This is a genomic window from Streptomyces sp. GC420, from assembly GCF_009916105.1.
Classification (GTDB): Bacteria; Actinomycetota; Actinomycetes; order Streptomycetales; family Streptomycetaceae; genus Streptomyces.
In genome coordinates this window covers 1-14,583 of the sequence record NZ_JAAAXQ010000202.1, presented here as the reverse complement: position 1 = coordinate 14,583, position 14,583 = coordinate 1, and the positions used below count along the sequence as shown (strand labels likewise).

At 70.8% G+C, this 14,583-nt stretch carries 15 protein-coding genes; 6 read left to right on the top strand and 9 right to left on the bottom strand.

The genetic code is table 11. From position 1 onward, the window contains the following. The 6 genes from GUY61_RS23160 to GUY61_RS23135 form a co-directional block, all read right to left on the bottom strand. A partial coding sequence (locus GUY61_RS23160) for a DoxX family membrane protein (RefSeq protein ID WP_166632160.1) occupies positions 1-1,252 on the bottom strand: 1,252 nt, incomplete at its 3' end. Between the two features lie 125 nt (positions 1,253-1,377). Next, positions 1,378-2,328 (bottom strand): 23S rRNA (guanosine(2251)-2'-O)-methyltransferase RlmB, encoded by a 951-nt coding sequence (rlmB, locus tag GUY61_RS23155; RefSeq protein WP_166632159.1) that lies wholly within the window; start codon positions 2,326-2,328, stop codon positions 1,378-1,380. Between the two features lie 117 nt (positions 2,329-2,445). After that, positions 2,446-3,837, bottom strand: coding sequence for a cysteine--tRNA ligase (cysS, locus tag GUY61_RS23150; RefSeq protein ID WP_166632158.1), 1,392 nt, complete (start codon positions 3,835-3,837; stop codon positions 2,446-2,448). 188 nt (positions 3,838-4,025) lie between these two features. Continuing rightward, positions 4,026-4,520 (bottom strand): 2-C-methyl-D-erythritol 2,4-cyclodiphosphate synthase, encoded by a 495-nt coding sequence (gene ispF / locus GUY61_RS23145; RefSeq protein ID WP_166632157.1) that lies wholly within the window; start codon positions 4,518-4,520, stop codon positions 4,026-4,028. Further along, positions 4,510-5,265, bottom strand: a complete 756-nt coding sequence (gene ispD, locus GUY61_RS23140) for a 2-C-methyl-D-erythritol 4-phosphate cytidylyltransferase (RefSeq protein WP_166632156.1) — start codon at positions 5,263-5,265, stop codon at positions 4,510-4,512. The genes ispF and ispD overlap by 11 nt, the downstream gene beginning before the upstream one ends. A gap of 273 nt (positions 5,266-5,538) precedes the next feature. Further along, positions 5,539-6,021, bottom strand: coding sequence for a CarD family transcriptional regulator (locus GUY61_RS23135; RefSeq protein WP_003953493.1), 483 nt, complete (start codon positions 6,019-6,021; stop codon positions 5,539-5,541). 749 nt (positions 6,022-6,770) lie between these two features. Here GUY61_RS23135 and GUY61_RS23125 point away from each other — a divergent pair. Continuing rightward, a complete protein-coding gene (locus tag GUY61_RS23125; RefSeq protein WP_166632155.1) occupies positions 6,771-7,451 on the top strand; it encodes a copper chaperone PCu(A)C in 681 nt (226 codons plus the stop codon). Between the two features lie 81 nt (positions 7,452-7,532). On the opposite strand, the gene GUY61_RS23120 is transcribed toward GUY61_RS23125, so the two are convergent. Together GUY61_RS23120 and GUY61_RS23115 are read right to left on the bottom strand one after the other, a co-directional pair. Continuing rightward, positions 7,533-8,213, bottom strand: coding sequence for a response regulator transcription factor (locus GUY61_RS23120; protein WP_166632154.1), 681 nt, complete (start codon positions 8,211-8,213; stop codon positions 7,533-7,535). Continuing rightward, entirely contained in the window at positions 8,210-9,541 is a 1,332-nt protein-coding gene (locus GUY61_RS23115) for a cell wall metabolism sensor histidine kinase WalK (protein WP_243766685.1), read from the bottom strand. The genes GUY61_RS23120 and GUY61_RS23115 overlap by 4 nt, the downstream gene beginning before the upstream one ends. Before the next feature lie 296 nt (positions 9,542-9,837). Here GUY61_RS23115 and phoU point away from each other — a divergent pair, with 296 nt between their 5' ends. From phoU to GUY61_RS23095, 4 genes are all read left to right on the top strand, one after another. Continuing rightward, positions 9,838-10,524 (top strand): phosphate signaling complex protein PhoU, encoded by a 687-nt coding sequence (gene phoU / locus GUY61_RS23110; protein ID WP_166632153.1) that lies wholly within the window; start codon positions 9,838-9,840, stop codon positions 10,522-10,524. A gap of 123 nt (positions 10,525-10,647) precedes the next feature. Beyond that, entirely contained in the window at positions 10,648-10,812 is a 165-nt protein-coding gene (locus tag GUY61_RS23105; protein WP_166632152.1) for a hypothetical protein, read from the top strand. A 273-nt stretch (positions 10,813-11,085) separates the two neighbouring features. After that, complete coding sequence (locus GUY61_RS23100; protein WP_166632151.1) at positions 11,086-11,490, top strand: hypothetical protein; 405 nt, start codon at positions 11,086-11,088, stop codon at positions 11,488-11,490. 798 nt (positions 11,491-12,288) lie between these two features. After that, a complete protein-coding gene (locus tag GUY61_RS23095; RefSeq protein ID WP_166632150.1) occupies positions 12,289-12,702 on the top strand; it encodes a hypothetical protein in 414 nt (137 codons plus the stop codon). A gap of 352 nt (positions 12,703-13,054) precedes the next feature. Here GUY61_RS23095 and GUY61_RS23090 read toward each other — a convergent pair whose 3' ends face one another. Next, positions 13,055-13,816: a phosphoglyceromutase gene (locus GUY61_RS23090; RefSeq protein ID WP_166632149.1), complete on the bottom strand. Its 762-nt coding sequence runs from the start codon at positions 13,814-13,816 to the stop codon at positions 13,055-13,057. A 142-nt stretch (positions 13,817-13,958) separates the two neighbouring features. Between GUY61_RS23090 and GUY61_RS23085 the strand changes: the two genes are divergently transcribed. After that, a partial coding sequence (locus GUY61_RS23085) for an MFS transporter (protein WP_166632148.1) occupies positions 13,959-14,583 on the top strand: 625 nt, incomplete at its 3' end.

Below are 14,583 nucleotides of genomic sequence, written 5' to 3'. Positions count from 1 at the left end.
GGTGGTTGCTGGGGGCCTCGCCGGGACCGGGGACGGTGACGACCTCGGCGGAGCGGACGGCACCGCCGAGGAGGGCTCCGACGAGGAGCGTGGAGCCGACGACGAAGGAGGCCAGGAGCGCGCCCCTGCGCAGGACGCGGCGGCGCAGGTCCCGGAGCGCGGAGCGGGGCCCGAGAGTGCGCCAGGCCTCGCCGGCGAGGCGGGCGTCCGCGGAGTAGACGGGGGCACCGGCGATGATCAGCGGGCTCCACGCGGCGAGGTAGATGATGTCGGCGGAGGCGTAGGCGGGGACGGACTTCCAGCTGACGGTGACGATCAGCGCGGCGGAGAGCAGGGCGCCGACGGATGCCGCGAGGCGCTGCCAGAGTCCGAGGACGGTCAGTACGCCGACGACGACCTGGAGGAAGGCGATGCTCAGGCCGGCGCCGACGGGGTGGGTGAGGGCGAAGTCGCGCAGCGGCTCGGCGAGCGCCCAGGGGTGCAGCGAGCCCAGCCACTTCACCATGGAGCCGCGTTCGCCGCCGTCGAAGTAGACGGGGTCGCAGAGCTTGCCCATGCCGGCGTAGACGGAGATGAATCCGAGGAAGATGCGCAGCGGAAGGAGGACGACGCCGAGGTTCATACGGCGTCCGGGGTAGTACGCGTGGCGGACGCCCTCGCCGGCGCGCCGGCCGCGTTCCGCGTCGTACGAGACGACGGGCTCGTCGGCGGGGTGTCCGCCGGGCCCGGAGTGACCGGCGTGCCGGCCCCCGCCGTAGGCACCGGGCTCGTCGTACGCGCCCTCGGCCGGCCGCATGCCGTCGAGGAGCGGGGTGTCGTGGTGGGGGCTGCGGGGATGGCCGATGATCCGGTTGGGGACGGTGCTGTCCACGTCGACGCGGGGCAGGACCCGGGTCGCTCCCGCGGCGTCGAGGGTGCCGTTGTCGGGAGTGGCCGTGGCGTTGCGGGCGGCTGCCTGGAGGACGCGCATGGGGCCGGTGTCGTCGGACCGGCCGCTCCACACGACGGCCCGGCGGCGCGCCCCGGGGATGCCCGCGGCGGGGACCCGGGCGGTGTTCTCGAAGGAGCCGCCGTAGGAACCGCCGTAAGGGCCGTCGTGGCCGAACTTCCGGGAAGCGCGCGGGCGTTCTGCGAACTGCACGCGGAAGCTGGCGTGATTGACGATGACCTGCGCGGGATCCGACGGCACTTTGACCATACTCAGCGGCGCGGGAGCATCGTCGAACCCGGGTGTTCTGGTGTCCACACTCATCTAACCGAGTGACCCGTGCTTAGGACACTGTTTGACGGCGCCGAACTGTCCGAGACCCGTCAAAGATCCCGTTCTGCCGGATCAGTTGTCACTCGAGCCCCGGCCGCCCCGCGCCGCACCACCGCTCACGCCCGGCGGCGGGCCGCCTCCCACAGCACCACTCCGGCCGCGACCCCGGCGTTCAGCGATTCGGCACCGCCCGGCATGGGGATGGAGACCCGGTAGTCGCAGGTCTCGCCGACGAGCCGGGACAGGCCCTTGCCCTCGCTGCCGACGACGATGACGACCGGCCCTTCCAGCGCTTCGAGGTCCTGCACCTCGACGTCCCCGTCCGCGGCGAGACCGACGACGGTCAGCCCGGCCTTCTTGTACGCCTCCAGGGCACGGGTCAGGTTGGTGGCGCGGGCCACCGGCGTACGGGCGGCCGTACCGGCGGAGGTCTTCCAGGCGCCGGCGGTCATGCCGGCGGCGCGGCGCTCGGGCACGACGACCCCGTGGCCGCCGAAGGCCGACACGGAGCGGACGACGGCGCCGAGGTTGCGCGGGTCGGTGACGCCGTCGAGGGCGACGATCAGCGGGTCCTCGCCCTCGTCGAAGGCGGCGGCGGCGAGGTCCTCGGGGTGCGCGTACTCGTACGGCGGGACCTGGAGGACGAGCCCCTGGTGGTTGAGGTGGTTGGTCATCCGGTCCAGCTCGGCCCTGGGGGCCTCCATGAGGTGGATGCCGCCGCGGTCGGCGGCGAGCTGGAGGGCCTCACGCACCCGCTCGTCGTTGTCGATGAACTGCTGCACGTACAGCGTGTTCGCCGGGACGCCGTCGCGCAGCGCCTCGAAGACCGGGTTGCGGCCGACCACGAGCTCCGAGGTGCCCTTGCCGCCGCGCCGGGCGACGGGACGGCGGGCGGCCTGCTTGGCCTTGGCGTTGGCGAGGCGGTTCTTGACGTGACCCTTCCGCATGGAGGCGGGCGGGGTCGGGCCCTTGCCCTCCAGGGAACGGCGCCGCTGGCCGCCACTGCCGACCTGTGCGCCCTTCTTGTTGGACGTGCGGCGGTTCCTGCGCTGGCTGTTGCCGGCCATGGGTCACCTGTTCCTCATGCTGCCGCATGCCGCGCATGCGTACGTACGAAAAGAGTGTCGCCCAGGAGGGTCCGGGGCGGCCAGTGCGGCCGGCCCCGTCCCCCGCCCGGGGCGTGGTCAGGACAGCGTCCAGCGGGGGCCGGACGGCGTGTCCTCGATGGTCAGTCCGGACTGCTGGAGCTGGTCGCGGATGGCGTCGGCGGTGCCGTAGTCCTTGCGGGCGCGAGCCGCCTGCCGCTGCTCCAGCACCATCCGGACCAGGGAGTCGACGACGCCGTGCAGGTCGTCGCCGCGGTCCGTGCCGCCCGACCAGTGGTCGTCGAGCGGATCGAGGCCGAGGACACCCAGCATGGCGCGGAGTTCGGCCAGCCTGGCGACGGCGGACTCCTTGTCGTCGGCGGTCAGCGCGGAGTTGCCCTGGCGGACGGTGGTGTGGATGATGGCGAGCGCCTGCGGGACGCCCATGTCGTCGTCCATCGCCTCGGCGAAGGCGGGCGGCACCTCGGCGGCGGGTTCGACGGGGCCGGCCTTCTCGACGACGCGCTGCATGAAGCCCTCGATCCGCGCGAACGCGGACTCCGCCTCGCGCAGGGCCTCCTCGCTGTACTCGATCATGGACCGGTAGTGCGGGGTGCCGAGGTAGTAGCGCAGGACGATGGGCCGCCAGTGCTTGACCATCTCGGAGACCAGCACCGAGTTGCCGAGCGACTTGGACATCTTCTCGCCGCTCATCGTCACCCAGGCGTTGTGCACCCAGTACCGCGCGAACTCGTCGCCGAAGGCCTTCGCCTGGGCGATCTCGTTCTCGTGGTGGGGGAAGATCAGGTCGATGCCGCCGCCGTGGATGTCGAACTCGCGGCCCAGGTACTTGTGGGCCATGGCCGAGCACTCCAGGTGCCAGCCGGGACGGCCACGGCCCCACGGCGTCTCCCAGGACGGCTCGCCCGGCCTGGCGGCCTTCCACATCGCGAAGTCGCGCGGGTCGCGCTTGCCGGTCTCCCCCTCGCCCGAGGGCTGGCGCAGGTCGTCGAGGTCCTGGTTGGACAGCGACAGGTAGCCCTCGAAGGACCGCACGTCGAAGTAGACGTTGCCGTCGGCCTCGTAGGCGTGGCCGCGCTCGATGAGGCCGCGCATCATCTCGACCATCTCGGTGACGTGGCCGGTGGCACGCGGCTCGTAGCTGGGCGGCAGGCAGCCGAGGACGTCGTAGCCGTCGTTGAAGGCACGCTCGTTCTCGTAGCCGATGGCCCACCAGGGACGGTTCTGGTCCTTCGACTTCTGGATGATCTTGTCGTCGATGTCCGTGACGTTGCGGACGAAGGTCACGTCGTAACCGCGGTACGCGAACCAGCGGCGCATGATGTCGAAGTTCAGACCGGAGCGGATGTGCCCGATGTGGGGAGCGGCCTGCACGGTCGCGCCACAGAGGTAGATCGAGACACAGCCCGGCGTGAGCGGGATGAAGTCACGGATCTGCCGGGCGCTGGTGTCGTACAGGCGAATAGTCACGCGTACCAGGGTAGTGGGCGTGGGACAGTGCCCCACGCCCCTCTTCCGAAGGGGCCCGGGCCCGCGGCGGCAGGTGATCTCGCGGTCGGCCGGGCGCGGCTTCCCGGGCCGCCGGGAGTCCGCTCCCCGCCGGCCGGCGGGGAGCGGGCGGCGGGCGGCGGTTCCCGCTCCGCCGCTGGGCCGGGGCCTCAGGCGCGTACGACCAGCGCCGTCGCGACGGCGGCGAGTCCTTCGGCCCGGCCGGTCAGCCCGAGGCCGTCCGTGGTCGTGCCGGAGACGGAGACGGGGGCCCCGGCCGCCGCCGAGAGCGCCTTCTGCGCCTCGTCGCGCCGCTTGCCGATCTTCGGCCGGACGCCGATGACCTGGACGGCGACATTGCCGATCTCGAACCCGGCCGCACGCACGATCCGGGCCGCCTCGGCCAGCAGCGTCACTCCGGAGGCGCCGGACCACTCGGGGCGCGAGGTGCCGAAGTGGGCGCCGAGGTCGCCGAGCCCCGCGGCGGAGAACAGCGCGTCGCAGGCGGCGTGGGCGGCGACGTCGCCGTCCGAGTGCCCGGCCAGGCCGTAGCCGTCGGAGTCCTCCCAGAGCAGGCCCGCACACCACAGCTCGCGACCCCGCTCGAAGGCGTGCACGTCGGTGCCGATGCCGACCAGCGGCAGGCGTGGCTGCTCAGAACCCATCGGTGGCCCTCCTGCGGGCGAGTACGGCCTCGGCGAGGACGAGGTCCAGGGGACGGGTGACCTTGAAGGCCTCCTCGTGGCCCGGCACGCAGACCACGGGGACGCCGAGCCGTTCCACCATGCCGGCGTCGTCGGTGGCGCCCTCGCCGTCGGGGGCGACGGTCTCGTGGGCGCGGACGAGGGTGGCCCGGTCGAAGCCCTGCGGGGTCTGCACGGCACGCAGCAGGGCGCGCTCGGGGGTGCCGACGACCTTCTCGGGGCCGCCCCGCGGGTCGGGCTCGACCTGCTTGACGGTGTCGGCGAGGGGCAGGGCCGGCACCACGGCCGGGGCACCGTCCCGTACCGCGTCGACGACCGCGTCCACGGTGTCGACGGGCACCAGCGGGCGGGCGGCGTCGTGCACCAGGACGGAGGTGATGTCGGCGGGCAGCGCCCGCAGGCCGAGCGCGACCGATTCCTGGCGGGTCTCGCCTCCGGGGACGACCGTGATCGTCGTGCGCTCGGGGAAAGAGTGCTCGTCGAGGAGGGCGCGCACCTCGGGTGCACCGTCCGGCGGGGCCACCACGACGACCATGCGGACCGCGCGGGAGGCGGCCATCGCACGGACGGCGTGGATCAGCATGGGGGTGCCGCTCAGCGGACGCAGCGCCTTGGGGGCGCCGGGGCCGAGGCGGACGCCGCGGCCGGCCGCGGGGATGACGGCGGCCGTGCGGACGGTGGGTGAGGTGCGAGGTTCGTCTGACATCTGCGCGTTCAGGTTTGTTTCCTCGGGCGAGGTGGGTATGGCGTGGACGTACCCCCCGCTCGGCTCGCAGAGTCCGGGGGTGCCGGGCGCAACGCCCCGACCGGGCCCTTCCGTGACGAACCGGTCGAGGTGGACCGCCTACGCACCGCATGCATGCGGGTACGGGGATGAAATGTACGCGAACATGCCGCAGCGCCCGGCGACATCATGTCATCGGGCACCGCGGCATCGTTGTGAGAGTCAACGCGGGCGACGTCGGCGACGCCGTTTGCGTCAGGACGCGAGAACCTCGTCAAGCAGGGCCTCGGCCTTGTCCTCATTGGTGTTCTCCGCGAGGGCCAGTTCGCTCACGAGAATCTGGCGCGCCTTGGCGAGCATGCGCTTCTCACCGGCGGAGAGTCCGCGCTCGCGCTCACGACGCCAGAGGTCACGGACGACTTCCGCCACCTTGATGACGTCGCCGGAGGCGAGCTTCTCGAGATTTGCCTTGTAGCGGCGGGACCAGTTGGTGGGCTCCTCCGCGTACGGCGCGCGCAGCACCTCGAAGACCCGGTCCAGCCCGTCCTGACCGACCACATCGCGCACGCCCACGAACTCCGCGTTGTCCGCCGGCACACGAACCGTCAGGTCGCCCTGGGCGACCTTGAGCACCAAGTAGGTCTTGTCCACGCCTTTGATCTGGCGAGTTTCGATGGCCTCGATCAGCGCGGCCCCGTGATGGGGATAGACCACGGTGTCGCCAACCTTGAACGTCATGTGACAGGTACCCCTTCCGTGGCTATCCATCCTAACACGAGAACCGCCTCCACTGAATGGCGTTTTCGCAGGTCAGGGCATATCTCAGGGCTTGACAACAACGCGGGGAACGTGCTGCGAGGGGTGGACGGAAGGAGGTATTCGCAGGTCGGAGCGGCTGTACGGCGAGGGAGAAACGCGCACGTTACACACACCGCGAGACCCGAACCCGGACCCAATCATCCCGATATGACCGATTCGGAGCGGTGAACTTCCGCTACTCCGTTCAGTCGTCGGTCTCCCTTGCGCACCGATTCTCGAATTGATCACCGGCCATACGCCGAACGTACTACTCGGCCGCCTGTCCGTTCGAAGTACTTCTTCGGCTCGTTCGGCCGGTCGGCCGCCTTGTTCACGTGGTGATCAATTCTTCGCGCGCATTTCGCGGGGCGCACTTCGGAGACCCTTCCGGGCGCACTTCCGGGCACACTTCGCGCAGCACTTCGCGCAGCACTTCGCGGAGCACTTCGCGCCGGACTTTCGGCGCGCCCGAGAGCGGCACTCGTGAAAAGTCTTGGAGGTTATGTGAATGGCGCGCAAATCCCGCTCCCGAGGGCCGGCAGCGGGGACGAGATCCACAAGCCTGATCACCGCCGGGTGGGTCGGGTGCGGACCCCGCGGGGCGGCTCGGTAACCTAAGCGCGCTGACAGACCCCTCAGGGCGGTTTTGCGCCGCCCGTACCGCCCTCGTTCAAGGAGTTGCCGCCGCCGTGAGCAGCAGCCTTCGACGCGGCGCCATCGCCGCCACTGCCATCGCCGTCTCCTTCGGCTCGCTCTCCGCCTGTAGCGCCGGCAACGACGCGGAGACGCTCAAGATCAAGCCCGACAACGCCGCGACCTCCGCCGGCGACCTCAAGCTCCAGAACGTCGCGATCGTCACCCCCGCGGAGCGCGAGTCCACCGGGGCAGCCTCCGTCACCGGGAAGATCTTCAACAACGGCGACACGGCTCAGACCCTGGAGTCGATCAGCCTGCCCGGCACGGACGCCAGGGTGCAGCTGAGCCCGGCCAAGGGCTCCGGCCCCGTCACCGTCCCCGCGGGCGGCTCGGTGCAGCTGGGCGGCGAGGGCAACGCCTCGGCCAAGATCGAAGGCGGCCGCGAGGCCGCCAGGGACGGCGACGCGCAGCGGATCTCGTTCCGCTTCAGCAAGCAGGGCGAAGTCGCGATCGAGGCCTTCGTCGTGCCCGCCACCAACTACTACAAGGACTTCGGTCCCAGCGAGGCCCCCGCCGCGGAGGCCTCCGCCACCGAGTCCGGGAGCCCGTCCGCCACGGCGTCCCCCTCGGACACCGGCACCGGTGAGGCCGATGCGGGCGAGGCAGGGGCCGAGGCCTCCGCCACCGAGTCCGGCGCCGGCGACGACGCGGAGCACGAGGCCGCCGGCCACTGAGCCGCGCGCCGCACCCGTACCAAGCCCGTGGGGCCCCGAGCGGATGCTCGGGGCCCCACGGGCGTGACACGGCTCCCGGGCCTACGGCTCGAACTTGTAGCCCAGGCCTCTGACCGTCACCAGGTAGCGCGGCGCTCCCGGGTCGGGCTCGATCTTGGCGCGCAGGCGCTTGACGTGGACGTCGAGCGTCTTGGTGTCGCCCACGTAGTCCGCGCCCCAGACCCGGTCGATGAGCTGCATACGGGTCAGCACCCGGCCGGCGTTGCGCAGCAGCATCTCCAGCAGGTCGAACTCCTTCAGCGGGAGGTCGATCTTGCCGCCGCCGACCGTGACGACGTGCCGGTCGACGTCCATACGCACGGGCCCCGCCTCCAGCGCGGCCGGGGTGACCTCCTCCGGCTCGCCGCGGCGCCGCAGCACCGCGCGGATGCGGGCGACCAGCTCCCGTGAGGAGAAGGGCTTGGTCACATAGTCGTCGGCTCCTATTTCCAACCCGACAACCTTGTCGATCTCGCTGTCCTTGGCGGTCACCATGATGACCGGGACATTGGACCGGCTGCGCAGTTGGCGGCAGACTTCCGTGCCGGGCAGCCCCGGCAGCATCAGGTCGAGCAGGACGAGATCGGCGCCGTTGCGCTCGAACTCGTCGAGCCCCTCGGGCCCGGTGGTCGCGACCGCGACCTCGAAGCCCTCTTTGCGGAGCATGTAGGACAGGGCGTCGCTGAAGGATTCCTCGTCCTCGACGACGAGCACACGGGTCACGGAAGGACCTCCGGGGCGGGGATGACTGTGGGTGAATCAGACACGGCGTTGAAGGTCTTGTAGGAGGTACGCCGGTCGTCCTCGTCCTCGGGATCGAGGTCGAGGACGAGCCCGGCCGGATGCTCTGTCGTCGAACGGCCCCGGGCCGAGCCCGCCTCGGGAAGCCGCAGGGTGAAGGTGGAGCCCTGTCCCTCGGAGCTCCACACGGTGACCTCGCCACCGTGCGAGGCGGCCACGTGCTTGACGATGGCCAGCCCGAGCCCCGTACCGCCCGTGGCCCGGGAGCGGGCCGGATCGACACGGTAGAACCGCTCGAAGATGCGTTCGCGGTCCTTCTCCGAGATGCCGATGCCCTGGTCGGTGACGGACAGCTCGATCATCCCGCCGGAACCCTCGGCGCGGGAGCCGCCCCCGACCTGCGCCGGCACCCGGCGGCCGGCGATGCCGACACGGGTGCGGGCGGGACTGTAGTTCACGGCGTTCTCGACGAGGTTGCCGAGAGCCGCCGCGAGCTGGCCGCGGTTGCCCCAGACGTACAGGCCGGAGGTGCCGGCCGCGGCCATGGTGATCTGCTTGGTGGACGCCGCGTGCCGGCAGCGCTCGATGGCCTCGGCGACGAGTTCGTCGACGCGCACCGCCTCCGCGTCCTCCAGGGGGTCGTCGTTCTGGACCCGGGACAGGTCGATGAGCTCCTGGACGAGGTTGGTCAGCCGGGTCGCCTCGATCTGCATGCGTCCGGCGAAGCGCTCCACCGCCTCCGGGTCCTCCGAGGCGTCCATGACCGCCTCGGAGAGCAGCGAGAGCGCGCCGACCGGGGTCTTCAGCTCGTGACTGACGTTGGCGACGAAGTCGCGGCGCACCGCCTCTATGCGGCGGGCCTCGGTGAGGTCCTCGACGAGCAGCAGGACCAGGCGGGAACCGAGGGGCGCGACGCGGGCCGAGACGGCGAGGGCCTCGCCGCGTCCGGTGCCGCGCCGGGGCAGGTCGAGCTCGACCTGCCTTATCTCGCCGTCCCTGCGGGTGTCGCGGGCCATCTTCAGCATCGGTTCGACGGCGAGCTTCCCGCCGCGGACCAGTCCGAGGGCGTAAGCCGCGGAGCTGGCCTTGACGACGGCGTCCGCCTCGTCGAGCACGACGGCGGAGGAGCGCAGCACCGACAGGACGGTGTCGACGCCGGGCGGGAGCATGGTGGCCGCGTCGGGACGCAGGGACGCGCGGCTGGGTCTCGCCTGGTCCCGTTCGCTCCAGCGGAACGCGAGCATGGCGATCACGCCGGTGAGCACACCGGCGATCGCTGCCACAGCGGCGACCGCCGCGTTCACGTCCATGTGTCCAGGTTATGCGGGCCCGGAGACCTTTCCACAGCCGTCCGGGTGCGGCCTGGAACACTCGTCGCCCAGAGTTCACCGGTACGACGGGGATGGTTCACTTCCGGCGTCGCGGGACATATCCGCCACCCGGCATCCGTACGGCCCGCGTCGCCCAGAGTTCACCTCGATGACCTGGACGGTTCATTCTGGATGCCGATGGACGACGTGTTCCGGCCCGACCGTGGGAACGTGGGGCACGAGGCCCGGCTGCCGGAGCCGGCCCCCGGCAGATGCAGACCCTGAAAGGATCATCGATGCGGGACGCGTACCACGAGGAACTGGACGGCATCGGCGACGGCCTGGTCGAGATGGCCAGGCTGGTCGGCTCCGCGATCGGGCGGGCGACCACGGCCATGCTCGACGCCGACCTCAAGCTCGCCGAAAGCGTGATCGCCGCAGACGACAGGATCGACGGTCTGCAGCGCGACCTGGAGGCCAAGGCGATCGCCCTGCTGGCGCGGCAGCAGCCGGTCGCCACCGACCTGCGCATAGTCGTGACCTCGCTCCGTATGAGCGCCGACCTGGAGCGCTCCGGCGACCTCGCCCAGCACGTGGCCAAACTCGCCAGGCTGCGCTACCCCGAGTCCGCGGTGCCGCGCGACCTGCAGGCCACCATCCTGGAGATGGGCCAGCTGGCGCAGCGGCTGATGGCGAAGGCCGCGGAGGTCCTCATCACCAAGGACGTCGACACGGCTCTCCAGCTGGAGCGCGACGACGACGCGATGGACCTGCTGCACCGCACCCTGTTCCAGCACCTGATGGACGACCGCTGGAAGCACGGCATCGAGACGGCCGTCGACGTGACGCTGCTCGGCCGCTACTACGAGCGGTTCGCCGACCACGCGGTCTCGGTGGCCCGGCGCGTGGTCTACCTGGTGACGGGCGAGCACGCGGACGAGCTCCAGCAGGACACGATCGCCCCGGCGCAGGTGGAGAGCTGAGCCGGCGGGCGGGCGGCGGGTTTTGCTCGCGTGCGCCCTTGATGCGCCGTTGAGGGCCATGCGGGAGTGGGCATCCAATGGGCAACAGGCGGACTTACGCCGGTACGCCCACGAGGAGGAACCATGGCCGATTCCCCCACACCCGTGTCCGAGCTGGAACAGCCGCCGGCCGAGCCACGGGCGTCCCTGCCCGCACTCGTCCTGCTCGGCGCCTGCGGCTGCGGGTCCGGCTGCGGCTGCGGCTGCCAGTCGGGCGGCCCGTGCCAGTGCGGCGGCTGCTGCGGCTGAGCACCTGCCTGCCGCACATGTTCATGCCCGCGCGCCTGCGCGGTGGCTGAAGGGCCCGTTCGGGGGGACGGGCCCTCCGGCGTGCCCGTCCCCGGCAGGCCCCGTGCCCGTCCCGGTGCGGGTGCGGGCCGGTTCGGGCCGGCGGGGGAGCGGGCCGCCGAACCGGGACCGGCCGGGTCGTCGAGATCACGACCTGCCCATGCCTCATGTACTCGGGCAGAGCTGAGTACTTGCGCCCTGGTCGGTGCCGGCCTGGTCCGAAAAGCTCGGGACATGCGCCGAGACCTACTGAGACCCGTGTCCCGTCTGTCGCCGATGCTCGTGCCTGCCGGGGCATCGCTGGCGCTGTGGGCTGTCTGGCTGGGCTGGGACCAGCGTCGTGACGTGCAGCCCGACGGCTCGACGACAGGCCCGTACGAGGCGTGGCAGGTGATCGGGCTGCTGCTGACCCTGCTGGTGCCGGTGTACTGGGCGGCTTCCCGGCGCCACATCGCAGGCGCGGTGCTCGGCACCACGGCCGGTCTGACCGCTGCCGCCTTTTACGACTGGTCGGACGATTCCAGCGGTCTCTTTGCGGTCGGCGTGGGGTTGGTCATGCTGGGAAGCCTCCTCGTGACCACCGCCGTTTCCGCCGCGATCGTCTCTGCGAAACGCGCCGGACGGCCAATGGGAACCTGACGGCACGCTGCGCGACCGCAGTCGTCTCGCCTCCGCCCCCTTCCGGGTGACGGTCCGACGCCGTCGTCGTTGGTCATGTGCTCACTCCTGGACGGGCATAGCCGCCGGGCCGAGGCCCGCCCCAGCAGGCGGACACCGCTTGCGACGGACCGCCCCGGGGACGGGCGGCCTGACTGGGAAGAGCCTGCGCAGTGCGGCGGACCTGGATTGGTGGCAACGGGCCGAAGGCGACCAGCCCCTCATCACCAGGGCCGCCTCGCAACAAGCCCCCCGCTCGCGGAGAAACCGCAGGTAGGGGGCTTGTTCGTGGGCGTTACTTCTTCTTGCCCTGGGTATGGCGGACCCGTTTCCCGCCCCTGGTCAGTTGGGGTGCGTGCGCACCCCAACTGACCTGCGGTCCGGCGGTTCGTAGTCGTTGCCTGTCGTCGTCGGTCGTCCTACGGAGGGCCAAGAGAGGGCCACGGCCGGGGCCCCGATGCGCCGAGGTCGATGGTGCTGCGACCGCAAGGGTTCGCCGGGCTGGTCAGACCGCGAGGTTGGGATCGACCAGCAGGCGAAGTCGCCGAGCTTGGCACCGGCGGTCGGCCGACCGGGAGTGGGTCAGGACAGTCGTGTCGGTCCGCTGCTCTACTCTTCAGTTTCCGCACCGGGATCCAGAGATCATTTGCCAGGGGGAAGACCATGGCGACACCGTCGCAGAACATTGATCCGTACCCAGCCCCGCCGACTCAGCCCGCATCCGTACCGCCTTGGGGGCCCACGGGGGCCGTCTCGCAATGCTGCCAATTCTGCGGAGGGATGCCGGCGCTCAAGGCCACGGTCCGGGGGCATCAGGGGCTTCTGGTCATCATGCAGTTCCTCAAGGTACGAGGGCTCTTCTGTCGTACCTGTGGCATCGCTGTGCACCGCGAGATGACCACGAACACGCTGTGGCAGGGCTGGTGGGGCATCGCCTCCTTCGTCATCGCTCCGGCCACCCTGATCTTCAACCTTGTCTCTCGCGCTCGCTTCGGTCGAATGACGCCTCCCGTCAACGGCCTGCGACCTCCGCTCGACCCTGGCAAGCCGGTCATACGACGTGTCGGAGCGCTTGGCATCTTCGCGCCGTTCCTCATCATCGCTGTCCTCGCGATCGGCGCGGAGCTGGACGACGGCGCGGACCCCACAAGTGTCGGCGAGTGCGCGCGCGCCAGCGGCACGGAATGCTCCTGAAGCCGCTGTAGTCGCCGCGGTTCGGCCGAGCCGGACTTCAGGGTCGCGGGAAGCGGGACGAGGACAGTGATGCCCGCTGCAGCCGCGCCGTCTTCACCGAGCATGCAAGGCACGGAGGCCGAGACCGCTTCACTCTGCGCCTCACTCCGTGTCCCTGGGAGCTCTCTTACGGATCGTCTGATGGCCGACTCGCCCCTAACGCCCCTAACGACCGAAGTCCTGCCCGGCAGGCACTAGGCCAGGCACTCCGACCTCCGCAGCGCCGTCCCGCTGAGGTCCCGCAGAGGGCCCAGGCCGTGAAAATGCCCCCGCACCGCGCCATACGCGCAGGTCGGGGGCATGATCACAATCCCTACTTCTTCTTGCCCTGGTTCTTGACCGCCTCGATGGCGGCCGCCGCGGCCTCCGGGTCGAGGTAGGTGCCGCCCGGGGTGGTGGGGCGGAAGTCGGCGTCGAGCTCGTAGGCGAGCGGGATGCCGGTGGGGATGTTCAGGCCCGCGATGTCGGCGTCGGAGATGCCGTCGAGGTGCTTGACGAGGGCGCGCAGGGAGTTGCCGTGGGCCGCGACCAGGACGGTGCGTCCGGCGAGGAGGTCCGGGACGATGCCGTCGTACCAGTAGGGGAGCATCCGGAGGACGACGTCCTTGAGGCATTCGGTGCGCGGGCGCAGCTCCGGCGGGATGGAGGCGTAGCGCGCGTCGTCGCTCTGGGAGAACTCGCTGCCGTCCTCGAGCGGCGGCGGCGGGGTGTCGTAGGAGCGGCGCCAGAGCATGAACTGCTCCTCGCCGAACTCGGCGAGCGTCTGCGCCTTGTCCTTGCCCTGGAGGGCTCCGTAGTGCCGCTCGTTCAGGCGCCAGGAGCGGTGGACCGGGATCCAGTGGCGGTCGGCTGCCTCGAGGGCCAGCTGCGCGGTGCGGATGGCGCGCTTCTGGAGGGAGGTGTGCACGACATCGGGCAGCAGACCGGCGTCCTTCAGCAGCTCACCGCCGCGGACCGCCTCCTTCTCGCCCTTCTCGTTCAGGTTGACGTCCACCCAGCCGGTGAACAGGTTCTTCGCGTTCCATTCGCTCTCGCCGTGGCGGAGGAGGATCAGCTTGTACGGTGCGTCGGCCATGCCCATGAGCGTAATGGACGCCTTCGGCACGTTCGATTGACGGCTGCCGTCAATTCGATGGCATACCGGTCTCCCCCGATTGTAAGGTTCGGATCGACCAGACGGTTCTTACAAAGACTGCCGCGTCCAGGGGGGATCATCCATGTCTTTCGCCGGTCCGGCCGGCCTCGGGCGGGCCGTGCGCGAGAGCGTCTCGGGGCTACCGCGCGAGTTCTGGTGGCTGTGGACGAGCACCCTGGTCAACCGGCTCGGGGCGTTCGTGGCGACCTTCATGGCGCTGTACCTGACCCTGGAGCGGGGCTACTCCGCTTCGTACGCCGGTCTGGTCGCCGCCCTCCACGGGCTCGGCGGGGTGATCTCCTCGCTGGGGGCCGGGGTGATGGCCGACCGGCTCGGCCGGCGCCCCACGCTGCTGCTCGCCCAGTCGTCCACGGCCTTCTCGGTGGCACTGCTCGGCCTGGTGCAGCATCCCGTCGCGATCGCGGGTGTCGCCTTCCTCGTCGGCGCGACGAGCAACGCCTCCCGCCCGGCGGTGCAGGCGATGATGGCGGACATCGTGCGGCCCGAGGACCGCGTGCGGGCGTTCTCGCTGAACTACTGGGCCATCAACCTGGGCTTCGCGGTCTCCGCGACGGCGGCGGGTTTCATCGCGGAGTACAGCTATCTCGCCGGTTTCCTCGGCGAGGCCCTGATGACGCTGGCCTGCGCGGTGGTCGTCTTCGTCAAGCTCCCCGAGTCGCGGCCGGACAGGGCGGCGTACCCGGGAG

Bases quoted from the DNA above. Each gene is read 5' to 3' on its own strand.
- ispD (WP_166632156.1), bottom strand. From the start codon at position 5,265: ATGTCAGACGAACCTCGCACCTCACCCACCGTCCGCACGGCCGCCGTC.
- GUY61_RS23090 (WP_166632149.1), bottom strand. From the start codon at position 13,816: ATGGCCGACGCACCGTACAAGCTGATCCTCCTCCGCCACGGCGAGAGC.
- rlmB (WP_166632159.1), bottom strand. From the start codon at position 2,328: ATGGCCGGCAACAGCCAGCGCAGGAACCGCCGCACGTCCAACAAGAAG.
- GUY61_RS23095 (WP_166632150.1), top strand. From the start codon at position 12,289: ATGCCGGCGCTCAAGGCCACGGTCCGGGGGCATCAGGGGCTTCTGGTC.
- GUY61_RS23115 (WP_243766685.1), bottom strand. From the start codon at position 9,541: ATGGACGTGAACGCGGCGGTCGCCGCTGTGGCAGCGATCGCCGGTGTG.
- GUY61_RS23135 (WP_003953493.1), bottom strand. From the start codon at position 6,021: ATGACGTTCAAGGTTGGCGACACCGTGGTCTATCCCCATCACGGGGCC.
- GUY61_RS23105 (WP_166632152.1), top strand. From the start codon at position 10,648: ATGGCCGATTCCCCCACACCCGTGTCCGAGCTGGAACAGCCGCCGGCC.
- GUY61_RS23100 (WP_166632151.1), top strand. From the start codon at position 11,086: ATGCGCCGAGACCTACTGAGACCCGTGTCCCGTCTGTCGCCGATGCTC.
- ispF (WP_166632157.1), bottom strand. From the start codon at position 4,520: ATGGGTTCTGAGCAGCCACGCCTGCCGCTGGTCGGCATCGGCACCGAC.
- phoU (WP_166632153.1), top strand. From the start codon at position 9,838: ATGCGGGACGCGTACCACGAGGAACTGGACGGCATCGGCGACGGCCTG.